This is a genomic window from Photorhabdus sp. RM323S (genome assembly GCF_042879375.1).
GTDB lineage: Bacteria > Pseudomonadota > Gammaproteobacteria > Enterobacterales > Enterobacteriaceae > Photorhabdus > Photorhabdus tasmaniensis.
This window is the reverse complement of record NZ_JBHFKZ010000006.1, coordinates 119,163-132,281: the sequence shown is the minus strand read 5'-3', so window position 1 is coordinate 132,281 and position 13,119 is coordinate 119,163. Positions and strand designations below refer to the sequence as shown.

At 44.5% G+C, this 13,119-nt stretch carries 8 protein-coding genes; 1 reads left to right on the top strand and 7 read right to left on the bottom strand.

Features of this window, described 5'->3' with window-relative positions; all coding sequences use genetic code 11:
• The first annotated feature begins 47 nt into the window (after positions 1 to 47).
• Positions 48 to 341, top strand: coding sequence for a DUF1240 domain-containing protein (locus ACGF7G_RS04980; protein WP_387463956.1), 294 nt, complete (start codon positions 48 to 50; stop codon positions 339 to 341).
• 1,184 nt (positions 342 to 1,525) lie between these two features.
• On the opposite strand, the gene yegQ is transcribed toward ACGF7G_RS04980, so the two are convergent.
• The 7 genes from yegQ to ACGF7G_RS04945 all read right to left on the bottom strand — a co-directional run bounded on the left by yegQ (position 1,526) and on the right by ACGF7G_RS04945 (position 13,074).
• Positions 1,526 to 2,902 carry a tRNA 5-hydroxyuridine modification protein YegQ gene (yegQ, locus tag ACGF7G_RS04975; RefSeq protein WP_387463920.1) on the bottom strand — a complete coding sequence of 459 codons (1,377 nt, stop codon included), beginning with the start codon at positions 2,900 to 2,902 and terminating at the stop codon, positions 1,526 to 1,528.
• Between the two features lie 200 nt (positions 2,903 to 3,102).
• On the bottom strand, positions 3,103 to 3,447 hold the full coding sequence (locus ACGF7G_RS04970) for a YegP family protein (RefSeq protein ID WP_133812699.1): 345 nt from the start codon (positions 3,445 to 3,447) through the stop codon (positions 3,103 to 3,105).
• A gap of 97 nt (positions 3,448 to 3,544) precedes the next feature.
• Positions 3,545 to 4,249 carry a two-component system response regulator BaeR gene (gene baeR, locus ACGF7G_RS04965; protein WP_133812700.1) on the bottom strand — a complete coding sequence of 235 codons (705 nt, stop codon included), beginning with the start codon at positions 4,247 to 4,249 and terminating at the stop codon, positions 3,545 to 3,547.
• Entirely contained in the window at positions 4,246 to 5,634 is a 1,389-nt protein-coding gene (gene baeS / locus ACGF7G_RS04960) for a two-component system sensor histidine kinase BaeS (RefSeq protein ID WP_387463955.1), read from the bottom strand. Before baeS ends, baeR begins: the two co-directional genes overlap by 4 nt.
• The gene (gene mdtC, locus ACGF7G_RS04955; protein WP_387463918.1) at positions 5,631 to 8,717 is read right to left on the bottom strand and encodes a multidrug efflux RND transporter permease subunit MdtC; all 3,087 of its coding nucleotides are present in this window, start codon (positions 8,715 to 8,717) and stop codon (positions 5,631 to 5,633) included. The genes baeS and mdtC overlap by 4 nt, the downstream gene beginning before the upstream one ends.
• On the bottom strand, positions 8,714 to 11,860 hold the full coding sequence (locus tag ACGF7G_RS04950; RefSeq protein ID WP_387463917.1) for an MdtB/MuxB family multidrug efflux RND transporter permease subunit: 3,147 nt from the start codon (positions 11,858 to 11,860) through the stop codon (positions 8,714 to 8,716). The genes mdtC and ACGF7G_RS04950 overlap by 4 nt, the downstream gene beginning before the upstream one ends.
• The gene (locus ACGF7G_RS04945; RefSeq protein ID WP_387463916.1) at positions 11,860 to 13,074 is read right to left on the bottom strand and encodes an MdtA/MuxA family multidrug efflux RND transporter periplasmic adaptor subunit; all 1,215 of its coding nucleotides are present in this window, start codon (positions 13,072 to 13,074) and stop codon (positions 11,860 to 11,862) included. Before ACGF7G_RS04945 ends, ACGF7G_RS04950 begins: the two co-directional genes overlap by 1 nt.
• Positions 13,075 to 13,119: the final 45 nt, after the last annotated feature.

Sequence of the window (13,119 nt, the reverse complement as noted above, 5' to 3'; positions counted from 1 at the left end):
CATATGCTTTCTTCTTGATAGGAGGAAATTTAATTTCTTTAGTTAAAGTGGATGATGAAATAATATTCTCAAGTAGTATTTTTATTATATTTTTTTCTTTTCCTTTTATTACCTATCTTATGGTTTCTGTTATTTTTGTTAATATAACTGGCCGCTGTCCTAAATATCATGACACCTATGTGAAATATTCGGCTGTGATAGCTTTCTTTGCAATTTCTCTAAGTTTTCCCATATCTTTCTATGAGGATTATAAATTAAAGAGTGAGCGTTATTTAGTATGTGAAAGAATATCTTGGATGTCGCCTAATACCTATGTAAAAGATATTAAACTATGTAATTAATATTATTGTATTGTGCATTTGCATAATAAATTCATTGGTTACATGAAATGTGTACAAAAATACAATATATCATGATATTATTTTAATGAACTTTATCAGGTTAGATGTTAATATTTTTAAGTTTTTATTTTGATGATTTATTTTACTTGATTATATAGGGTAAATAAGACTTTGGGCTGTCACGGTTTTAAAATATATATCATCCTGTAAGCGACAATCAATGTGGTTATTTATCCTCTCATGAAAATGATTATAGAGTGAGATAATCATTTTGCTAAATTTTTAGTTTCAGACTATATTTATCAATTAATTAACTAATTGAAATACATATAAATATAATTTGATTTTTTCACAGATAGAAAATTCTTCATGGTTTTTTATTGCAAATAGCGATATTTGGCTTTTTTCCATTGGTAAAAAACATTTCTCCTGTGACGTTTCTTTCTTGATTGCTCGTTTGCAAACGGTGTTTTGTCAAATTGTTGACCTGTTGATAGAAGATGTCGCGTTTGATCGATAAGGTGGAATGCTTATTGCCAGATGATATTTTTTACTCTCTAGTGAGATATGGGATGTGCGGCATTGTTCGGCTTTTGGTCGATGTTTGTTATTTTACCCTTGTTAATATTATGTCTATATGAAACAGAAGTCAGAAGCCGTTCAGTGTTGATAACCAGAAGAGTGAGGTAAATGTTGAACTAATAGTTTTAATAATAAATAAATTGTAATTATCTATTTTCATAATTTTCACCTGATTAATTCTATCAATTCGTATAATATTTGCTCTAAACATGATGGGTTTCGTAAATTATTGAACAGTGAAAAATCTTAATTAAATTCCTTTAGATAGTGTGATATTTCAATAAATAGAAATATTTTCTTATTAATGCATAGAGTACAAGAAACATATTAATATAAAGGTTTATTAATTTAATAGTTAAGTTTATCTATTTAATTAATCATGTAAATGAAACTCGTAACTTATTGATTTTATTTATTGGAGAGAAAAAGAAAAGGCCAGCTCAAGGGAGATTGAGCCGGCCAAGGAGGTGGTTCCTAGTCTTACTGTAAAAATTTTTTAGTTTTTTATTTTTCACCAACAATACTACGGTAAATAAAATAGTATTGATGTGATCTGTTTCTAAAAAAAGAAATATATCATCACTAGAATGGTATATTGGTGATTATTTGTCTGCGTCTCGATTCGGTTGAGCATATTGAGAACTAATACCATTTAGATTGCGTATTAATAAGGCGTAATTAATATCAATTTGTTTAGGGATTGGTAAATAGACAATATACCCATCTCCAGGAGCAACTTCCATTGGTTGGCCTTTTTTATCCTGCATTGCCTCTAGTGTAAACTGGATATTACCTGATGGTGTCATTAATTCGAGGCTGTTTCCAACCATGAATTTATTCTTGACCACAACTTCAGCCAATCCGTTGACTCGTTTCCCTGTAAACTCACCGACAAATTGTTGGGTATCGGATATCGAATGGCCGTATTCATAAGTCTGGTAGGCATCATGGGTATGGCGGCGCAAAAAACCTTCGGTATATCCACGGTGAGCAAGTCCTGCCAGCGTTGTCAGCAGAGTTGGATCAAACGGTTTTCCTGCGACAGCATCATCAATGGCTCTGCGATAAACTAGTGCTGTACGGGCGCAGTAATAGAAAGATTTTGTTCGTCCTTCGATTTTCAAAGAGTGAACGCCCATTTTAGTTAATCGCTCAACATGCTCAATTGCGCGTAAGTCCTTGGAGTTCATGATATAAGTACCATGTTCATCTTCAAAAGCCGACATATATTCGCCTGGACGTTTCGCTTCTTCAAACATAAATACTTTATTTGTTGGTGCGCCTTCTCCCAGTGTCGGCTCGATATTTTTTGCCGGTATAGGTTCATGCCTATGCACAATATTACCAATATCATCTTCTTTGCCTTCTTGAACATGGTATTCCCAGCGACAGGCATTAGTACATGTTCCTTGATTTGGATCACGTTTATTAATATAACCGGATAACAGGCAGCGACCGGAATAGGCCATGCATAGTGCACCATGTACGAAAACTTCCAGCTCCATCTCGGGAACATGCCGGCGGATCTCGTTAATTTCATCCAGAGAAAGTTCACGGGAGAGAATGACTCTGGTCAGTCCCATTTTTTGCCAGAATTTGACTGTTGCCCAGTTAACCGCGTTAGCCTGAACGGAAAGATGAATTTCCATTGCGGGAAAAGCTTCACGAACCAGCATAATAAGTCCGGGATCGGACATAATTAGCGCATCAGGCCCCATTTCAACCACAGGTTTTAGATCACGGATAAAGGTTTTCAGTTTGGCATTGTGCGGTGCAATATTAACCACAACGTAAAAACGTTTGCCAAGTTCATGTGCTTCTTTAATGCCTAGTGCCAGATTTTCGTGATTGAATTCATTATTGCGAACACGCAGGCTATAACGTGGTTGACCGGCATAGACTGCATCCGCGCCATAAGCAAAAGCATAACGCATATTTTTCAGCGAACCGGCAGGGGAAAGTAATTCTGGAGTCAACATGGTTAAAAAATTCTCGGTCTGAGTTCAGTGGCAATTTTCACTACAAAAAGTGAGGGTAAGGCGGAGGATTCTAACGCTTAATTTGTTGAGGATACAAATTTATTAGCTCGAAGTGCTCAATTCTGTTGGTCGATGAAGATGCACCTTATCAGTTGAATATTGATTTCAAATGATAAGGTGCAGTTTATGATGAAAAAATATCACTCTGACTTTGTCAAATCCCGGACATTTTCACTGGAGCCATTTTTAATCGCAGACTGAAGGCCCTGTTTGGCAATGGTTTCATTATCGAAAGATTCGCTGATGCCGATGACTTGATAGTTCCTGGCTTTCAGCACGAAATAATGCTTGCCAGACTTGTGTTCCCTGATTTCGAAGTTTTTTTCTGCCGGTGAGTTTGCCTGGACAGAACGGATCCCTTTATTCGCCGCTGCCTTTGTGGTGTACATTTCACTGGTGAGGATAACGTCACCGTTCGATGCTTTTAAATTAAAGTAATACTGCTTGTTTTTTGTTCTTTTCAGATCATAATAGCCTACAGCCATAAGAAATTCCTCCAATTATAGGTAAGTATTTTTAATATAGCTGAATTTCTGACCGGCGAAAGGTTGAAAGAAATTTAATTCGGTTAAAGTGTGACAGTTATAACAAACGGCAGATATCCGTTTCCCATCGGTAACCCAGCCCATAAATGGAACGAATGAACGTTTTATCATTGTCCAATTGCTCCAGTTTACGGCGCAGGTTTTTAATATGGCTATCAATAGTACGGTCTGTCACGATCCGGTGATCGTCATACAGATTATTCAGTAATTGATCGCGGGAAAACACTTGCCCTGGACGACTCGCCATCGTTTTTAATAACCGGAATTCAACCGGCGTCAAATCCAGTATTTTATCGCAGTAACGCGCTTGGAAGCAGGCTTCGTCAATGTGCAGATCACTTTGTCTGACAATATCTTGTGGCCGGTAACAGCGGCGAAGCATGGCTTTAACCCGTGCGACAATTTCACGCGGGCTGTAAGGTTTACAAATGTAATCATCTGCGCCGATTTCCAGCCCCAATAAACGGTCAATTTCTTCCGTTTTGGCGGTAACCATAATAATCGGTACGTCAGAGAAGCGGCGGATTTCTCGGCAGACAGAGATACCATCACAACCTGGCAGCATCAGATCCAATAAAATAATATCTGGATTATGTTGCTGTACGTGGGGAACAACTTGATCGCCACGCAACAGCCATTGAGTTTCGTAATCCGCCGCGCGCAGGTAATCAACCAGCAACTGGCCGAGCTTTGGCTCATCTTCAACAATCAGAACCGTATAATGGTCAAATTCCGTACTCATAATGTTTCGCTGTCAGGAGACTCAATTAGCGGCAATTCTACGATAATTCTCAGGCCACCTAAAGGCGAGGGTTCCGCACAGATGGTACCGCTATGTGCTTCAACGATGTTATAGCAAATAGCCAACCCAAGCCCTGAGCCACCACTGGCACGGTTTCGTGAGGATTCACTGCGGTAGAATCGTTCAAAAACCCGTTGGTATTGTTCGGGTAACAGGCCCGGCTCGCTGTCCTGCCAGTGCAATATAAAACGATTATCGTCAGAATGTCCTTCAATAGTCAGTTTTCCATTATCAGTGGTATAGCGAAGACTGTTTTCCAGCAAATTATGAAAAAGCTGAGTCAATCTGCCTGGATCAGCAAACATCATGATAGTTTCCGGTAATTTAACATCTATCTGAATGTGCTTATCAAAGAAGCGCCCACGGCAAGATGCGATAGCTGTTTGAATTAATTCACTGATATTAATAAATTCTTTCCGGTATGCCAGTGCTCCGCGATCTGATAAAGAGAGCTGGTGTAGATCATCAACCAGTTTGGTCAATGTGGTGATCTCCGCCAATAACGAATTCAGTGTTTCGGGTGTTGGTTTATGAACGCCATCCTGTAAGGCTTCCAGTTCACCACGCAAGATGGAAAGGGGAGTGCGCAGTTCATGGGAAATATCGGCCATATAATCGCGGCGCATCTGCTCATTTTTTTCCAGTGTACTGGCGAGCTGGTTAAAATTGTGGGCAAGCTGACCGATTTCATCTTTACTTGATGGTGTCACCCGGACACTGAAATCGCCCGACGCCAGTTTATGTGTCCCTTCGACCAGACGCTTAACGGGTTTTAACATGCCGCGGGATAATAATAATGTGGCGACAATGGCCAGCAAAGTAGACAAGCTGGCAATTATCCAGCTTGTCAGTTGTTGCTGGCGATCAAAACTGATATCTGCCTGACGGGTAATTTTGTCTGATGCACTGACAATGACCCAGCCAACAACTTGGTCATTATAGATGATCGGTTTGCGATAGGTATCTTCCGGAATTTTACCTTCATGACCGACCAGCAGTTTCATCTCATTGTCCACTACCCAAAATTGAGTTCGCCAGCCACGGGGCGGCGGACCCTGGCGGCTTTCACTGGTTTGTTCAATGGAACGAATGATTTGAAAAATGACCCGGTCATTTTTCTTTAAGAATTTCCAGCTACTATATTGTTGATATTGTTCAGCCAGTGCTTCAGCCAGCATAGAGGTGCGTAATTGGATATTTTGTTTTATATAACCCATAAAACCATGCTGGAAGCTACTTCTTACACCCCAATGCATGGTAATAAGTACCAGCATACATGTGGCAAAGATAGCCATAAATAGCTTACCGCTGATGCCCAGTTTCATCGTTGCCCTGCCATTTGTTTGATGGCACGCCGTTGTTGCCATTTCTCCCTCAGCCGATCAAAACAGAGATAGACAACCGGTGTGGTATAGAGTGTTAAAAGTTGGCTCATGACCAAGCCGCCAACGATGGTTATCCCCAATGGCTGGCGTAATTCCGCTCCATCGCCACTGCCTAAAACCAGTGGCAGAGCACCAAACAAGGCGGCCAGTGTGGTCATCAGAATTGGGCGGAAACGTAACAGGCTGGCCTGGAATATCGCGTCACGGGCGCAGATATTACCGTTACGCTGAGTTTCAATAGCAAAATCCACCATAATGATGGCATTTTTTTTCACGATACCAATCAACAACATGATGCCGATTAACGCTATCAGGCTGAATGGTGTGTCGAACAACTCCAGCGCCAGCAGGGCACCAATCCCGGCAGAAGGCAGAGTAGAAAGAATGGTCAATGGATGGAGATAACTTTCATACAGTATCCCCAGTACCAGATAGACCGTCATAATGGCCGCCAGGATCAGGAATAATTGTGATTTCAGGGTTTCCTGAAAAATTTGGGCGGTGCCGGCGAAAGTGCCGCGAACCGTTGAGGGCACACCCAGCCCGGTCATGGTTCTTTCAATCGCATTGATAGCATCGGACAGGGTATAACCTGTTGGTACATTGAAAGAAATGGTTGAAGCAGCAGAAAGCCCCTCATGATTCACACTTAGCGGCGCGTTAGCCGGTTGCCAGTGGGCAAAATAGGAGAGGGGAATCGCTTTTCCTTGATTATTTATCACAAACATTTTTTCCAGTGCGCTGACATCCTGCGTATATTCCGGTGCAACTTCCATGACAACTTTGTACTGATTGAGTGGCTGATAAATAGTGGATATTTGCCGCTGACCAAAAGCATTATTCAGCATGCTATTTGCTTCATTGACGTTAATTCCCAACCGCGACATGGTGTCGCGATCATAGATTATTGCCATTTCAGCCCCTTTATCTTCTTTATCGGAATTCACATCGGTCAGTTGGGGCAGTTGCCCTAATGCTTTACGGATAATGGGTTCCCATTTGCGGAGATCATTGAGATCATCTGCCAGCAAGGTAAATTGGTAGCTGGCATTAGACTGGCGACCACCAGCCCTGACATCTTGTACTGGAATGAGAAACAGGTTTGCCCCTGGCTCATTGGCAAGCTTGATTCTCAGGCGTGAAATAACCTGTTCGGCACTGTCTGAGCGTTCTTTCAATGGTCTCAGAGAGATAAACATAAAGCCATTATTGACTCGTCCCCCACCAGTGAAACCGATAACGCTGTCTATCGCAGGATCGGCATCAATTATCTGCATAAAATTTTTCATTTTTTCACGCATAGACTGAAAAGAGATACTTTGATCTGCCCGGACAAACCCCAACAATCGGCCAGTGTCCTGCTCCGGGAAGAAAGTTTTTGGGATGTTGATATAGAGCCAAATATTCAGGGCAATGATACCCGCCAGGATTAACAATACCCAACGGCTATGGTTCAGTACCCACATCAGGGAGCGCCCATAACCTTGTTGAATTTTCAGCAGCACTTTACCGAAACCACGGATTCTTTTCTGTGCTTTGGGCAGTTGAGGTTTCAGCAAATGAGCGCACATCATCGGCGTTAGTGTCAAAGAAATCAGCAATGAGATACCGATTGATGTGGTTAAGGTAATGGCAAATTCACGGAATAACCGGCCAACCAGCCCATCCATTAGCAGAAGTGGGATAAAAACGGCAACCAGCGAAATACTCATAGCAAGGACGGTAAAGCCCACTTCCCGGACACCGCGCAGTGCGGCTTGCATCGGTTTGATACCGGCTTCAAGGTGGCGGGAAATATTTTCCAGTACCACAATCGCATCATCCACCACAAATCCCGTCGCAATCGTCAGAGCCATCAGGGAAAGGTTGTTCAGACTGAAACCGCACAGATACATGGCGGTAAACGTTCCAATGAGTGAAACGGGGACCGCAATTGCCGGGATCAACGTTGCCCGGCCAGAACGCAAAAACAGAAATACCACCAAGATCACCAGCCCGATAGCAATCACCAGCGCCCGTTCTACCTCAGACAGTGAAGCGCGAATAGTCGGTGTGCGATCCTGAGCCACTTTAAGCTGAATAGAGGCAGGAATGGATCCACGTAATGCCGGTAATTGTTCTCGAATACGGTTTACCGTAGCGATAATATTCGCGCCGGCTTCACGGCGAATGATCAGCAAAATAGCCGGTTCACCTCCAGACATACCGGCTGCTCTGACATTTTGCACCGAATCTTTTACATCTGCGACATCCTGCAATCGCACCGGTGAGCCGTTATTATAGTGAACGATTATCGGACGATAGCTTTCGGCGGTTTTCAGTTCATCGTTTGTTTGAACTTGCCAGCGTTGTTGCTCTGAATCCACATAGCCCTGTGGACGGCGGACATTGGCATTGCTGATGGCTTTGCGTACTGCATCCAGAGAAACACCTTGATGAAACAGCGCGCTGGGATTCAATTCAACTCTTACTGCGGGTAATGAACTGCCGCCAACAGAGACTTCACTGACGCCTTCAACTTGTGCAATTTTCTGTGCCAGTTGAGTAGACGCAAAATCATAAAGCTGCCCCTGATTATAGGTATCAGAAGTCAGTGTCAGGATCATAATCGGTGCGTCGGACGGATTTACTTTGTAATAACCCGGCCTGCCAGGCATACCGGAAGGCAACATATTTTGAGCCGCATTCAGTGCTGCCTGTACATCCCGTGCCGCGCTGTTAATATCACGGCTCAGGTCAAATTCAAGTATGATATCGGTATTGCCAAGGGAGCTGCTGGATGTCATTTCATTAACACCGGGAATTCGGCCTAAGGCACGTTCCAGCGGGGTCGCGACAGATGAGGCCATTGTCTCCGGTGAGGCACCCGGTAATGAGGCATAGACGGAGATCACCGGAAAATCCACTTGTGGCAAAGGAGAAACCGGTAACAGGGTAAATCCCAATATTCCGCACAGGGTTATGGCTAAACTTAATAGTGTGGTGGCAACCGGACGTTGGATAAATAGCGCAAAAAATTTCACCGCGGCTCCTGATGATCAATGGATGAAATATCTGATGCTGAGAACATGCGGTTACGGCGATAGTGTGCCAGCCGATCGAACAGTAAATAGATCACCGGGGTGGTAAACAGCGTCAGGATCTGGCTCATCATCAGCCCACCCACCATACAGACACCCAGAGGGCGGCGTAATTCGGCACCTGCACCGGTACTGAGCATCAATGGCAGTGCGCCAAGCAATGCTGCCATTGTGGTCATCAGAATCGGACGAAAACGCAATAAACATGCCTGATAAATCGCTTCGTAAGGGGATAATCCCTGCTCGCGTTCTGCCGCCAGTGCAAAATCGATCATCATGATGGCATTTTTTTTCACAATACCTATCAGCAAGATAATGCCGATGATCGCAATAACATCCAGTTCGTGACCTGCCATCATCAGTGCCAGCAGTGCACCGACTCCTGCGGTCGGCAAAGTGGAGAGAATTGTCACCGGATGGATAAAACTTTCATACAGGATCCCCAACACGATATACATAGCGATGACAGCAGCTGCGATCAGCCACAATGTATTACCCAGCGCGCTTTCAAATGCCAGTGTTGCTCCCTGAAACTGGGGGGTTATGTCTTTGGGCATGTTGATCAATTGCACGGCATCACGAACAGCATTGACGGCCTGTTCAAGAGAAGCGTTTTCGGCAACGTTGAAAGAGAATGTCGCAGCGGGGAATTGCGCCAGATGGTTAATTGCCAGTGGTCCAAATCTTTGTTCAACAGTGGCGATAGCCCGGAGTGGCACAATATTGCCGTCAGTTCCGCTGAGACGGATGTTATCAAATGCTGCCAGCCCTGGAGTCGATTTCACATCATGTTCCAGTACAACCCGATACTGATTAGCCTGAGTATAAATGGTTGAAATTAGCCTTTGGCCGAATGCGTTGTAGAGTGCGTTATCTACGGCTGCCATTGAAATGCCTAATCGGCTGGCGGTATCTCTGTCTACTTTGACATAGGCAATCGGCCCTTGATCTTGCCAGTCACTGCTGACATCAACCAATGCTGATCTCTGTTTCAGTTCAGTCAGTAATTTGGGTACCCAAATACCCAATTCATCCAGGGAAGTCGCCTGTACTGTAAATTGATATTGGGTGCGTGTAACCTGAGTATCAATCGTCAGGTCCTGCATAGGTTGCAGATAGAGTTTTACTCCGGGTATAGACGCAATTTTTTCCTGCAAACGTGGAATAATTTCGGCGATTCTATCATCACGCTGATTGAGAGGTTTTAGTGTGATTTGTAACCGGCCGTTATTCAGTGTTGGGTTGCTGCCATCAATGCCGACAAATGTGGTGATATTTTCTATTGCCGGGTCTTGCAACAATAAGGATGAAACTTGCCGCTGTTTATCCACCATTGCCGCAAAGGAAATTGATTGTGGCACTTCCAGTGTTCCCTGAATCAGCCCGTTATCTTGCAATGGGAAAAATCCTTTTGGAATAATGAGATAAAGCAGGGTAGTCAGAGCCAGGGTGCTTAAAGCGACGCTAAGTGTGATCCACGGATGGTTCAGCGCTTTTTTCAGCCATACGGCATAACCGGCAATTATCCGATCAAAAAAGCGTTCACTGGCCTGCTCAAAACGGTTGTGTTTTACCTTTGATTCTGGTTTGAGCATTCTGGCGCACATCATGGGTGTCAATGTCAGTGAGACAACCGCTGAAATCAGAATGGCCACGGCCAGGGTAATCGCAAACTCACGGAAAAGGCGGCCAACGATATCGCCCATAAAAAGCAGCGGGATCAGCACTGCGATCAAGGAGAAAGTCAGGGAGATAATGGTAAAACCGATTTCACCTGCGCCTTTCAACGCGGCTGCCATCGGTTTCTCCCCTTGTTCTATATAGCGGGAGATATTCTCAATGACCACAATGGCGTCATCCACCACAAAACCGGTGGCAATGGTGAGCGCCATTAGTGTCAGGTTATTAACGGAAAAACCGCAGAAATACATCACGGCGAATGTGCCGATCAGTGAAAGAGGAACAGCGATACTTGGGATAAGTGTTGCGATGCCGTTGCGTAAAAACAGGTAAATCACCATAACAACCAGTGCAATCGCCAGTAACAGCTCAAACTGAACATCTTTTACTGAGGCGCGAATCGTTGTGGTGCGGTCGGTCAAAATTTTCATATCGACAGATTTCGGTAAACTACTGATGAGTTCCGGCAATATCTGACGAATATTATCGGTGGTTTCAATCACGTTAACACCCGGCTGGCGCTGGACATTAATCACAATTGCCTGTTTGTTATTTGCCCATGCGCCCAGTTTGGTGTTTTCGGCCTCTTGTTCAATGGTGGCGATATCTTGTAACCGCACCGGTGCCCCATTTTTATAGGCAACGATCAGTTTGCGGTAATCATCTACTGATTTCATTTGATCGTTGGTCGAAAGCGTGACAGAACGAGTCGGGCCATCAAGGCTGCCTTTGGCGGAGTTGACGTTGGCATTGTTGATAGCGGTACGGAGAGTTTCGCTGTCCAATCCCTGTGCGGCGACAGCCTGAGCATTCAGCTTCACTCTGATTGCCGGGCGCTGACCACCGGCCAGTGTCACTAATCCAACCCCATTGACCTGTGAGATTTTCTGTGCGATCCGGGTTTCCACCATATCTTGAATCTGTGTCATCGGCATTGCATCGGAGGTGATTGCCAGCGTTAGAATAGGGGGATCTGCGGGATTGACTTTGCTGTAAATGGGAGGATAGGGCAGGTCATTGGGTAATAAGTTACTGGCGGCGTTAATGGCTGCCTGCACTTCCTGCTCGGCGACATCTAATGGCAAAGTCAGTTGAAATTGTAATGTGATAACGGAAGCTCCGCCTGAACTTTGGGAGGCCATCTGTTTAAGACCGGACATTTGTCCAAGCTGGCGTTCCAATGGTGCGGTGACTGCGGAGGTCATCACGTCAGGGCTTGCGCCGGGGTAGAGTGTGACAACCTGAATGGTGGGATAGTCTACTTCCGGCAGCGCAGACACCGGTAACATGCGATAGCCGATAATCCCCGCTAATAGGATCGCCATCATGAACAGTGTGGTGGCAACGGGGCGCAGAATAAACAGGCGCGATGGTCCGCCGCCTGGAATTTGGGAGCTTACCTGCATCAGGAATTCTCCGTTTTGCTGTGTTTTTGCGGCTGAATCTTATTTGCCATTGGTGTGACAATATCCACCTTAGCGCCATCTGTCAGGCGATCGATACCATCAGTTACCACTTTATCACCCGCCGTCAGGCCATTGTTGATAACAACCCGTTGTGTATCCTGCAATTGGACTGAAACCAGATGTTTGTTGACTTTATTATCTTTATCCAATATCCAGACAAAATTCCCTTCATTTCCCATTTGCAGAGCAGCGTTTGGGATCACCACTGCGTTTTTCAGCGTATCAACTTTAATTCGGATATTAACGAACTGATTCGGGAACAGAATGTCATCTTGATTGGCAAAACGGGCTTTCAGCTTAATGGTGCCGGTAGCGGCATTGATTTGATTATCAATACTCAGCAATTTTCCTTCGGCAAGTTGTTGCCGGTTGTCGCGATCCCATGCGCTGACAACGACATCATGATTCGCTTTCTGAGCTTGCAAGACGGCATTGATATCGTTTTCGGGCAATGAAAACAGCACATCCGCGGGATCGGTTTGTGTGATAACAACAATAGGAGAATTGTTGCCACTGGTGATAAAATTCCCGACATCTATCTGTTTCAGACCCACCCGACCGGAAATAGGCGCAGTAATACGGCTGTAAGTGAGTTGCAGCTTGGCACTGTCAATTGCGGATTGATCAACTTTCAGACTGGCTTCATGTTGGCGGACAAGTGCACGCTGATTATCCATTTCTTGTTGGGAAATCAGTTTAGTATTTGCCAGTTTCTGGTAGCGGCTGAGATCCTGACGAGCATTTGCCAGTATTGCCTCATCTTTGGCAAGTTGACCTTTAGCTTGTGCTAACTGAACCTGAAAAGGACGAGGATCAATTTCTGCCAATAAATCACCTTGTTTAATCTGTTGACCTTCCTGAAAGTGCAGAGCCATAAGCTGACCTTCAACCCGGCTGGTCACAATGGCGGTATTGGCGGCCTGAATGGTGCCAAGCCCGGTCAGAAAGCGGGGTACTGCCTGTTCTTTAGCGGTAGCAACCTGAACAGGGGGTAAAGGAGGATGTTTTGAACCAGAGGATGGATTAGATGCGTCAGGTTGTTGAGAGACTGAAGGCATATTAAATTGGTGCCAGACAAATATAGCGGCAACGATGGCAACAGCGGCCAGTGTTGCACGGAAAAGGAGGATACGGCGTTTATTATTTTTATTCATTTTTTCGACATGCGCTCTCAAATGCAAAATGTTGCTTGATTATGC

What these genes read in the sequence shown, in the direction of transcription:
- yegQ (WP_387463920.1), bottom strand. Translation starts at nt 2,902, where the DNA reads ATGTTGACTCCAGAATTACTTTCCCCTGCCGGTTCGCTGAAAAATATG.
- ACGF7G_RS04970 (WP_133812699.1), bottom strand. Translation starts at nt 3,447, where the DNA reads ATGGCTGTAGGCTATTATGATCTGAAAAGAACAAAAAACAAGCAGTAT.
- baeR (WP_133812700.1), bottom strand. Translation starts at nt 4,249, where the DNA reads ATGAGTACGGAATTTGACCATTATACGGTTCTGATTGTTGAAGATGAG.
- baeS (WP_387463955.1), bottom strand. Translation starts at nt 5,634, where the DNA reads ATGAAACTGGGCATCAGCGGTAAGCTATTTATGGCTATCTTTGCCACA.
- ACGF7G_RS04950 (WP_387463917.1), bottom strand. Translation starts at nt 11,860, where the DNA reads ATGCAGGTAAGCTCCCAAATTCCAGGCGGCGGACCATCGCGCCTGTTT.
- ACGF7G_RS04945 (WP_387463916.1), bottom strand. Translation starts at nt 13,074, where the DNA reads ATGAATAAAAATAATAAACGCCGTATCCTCCTTTTCCGTGCAACACTG.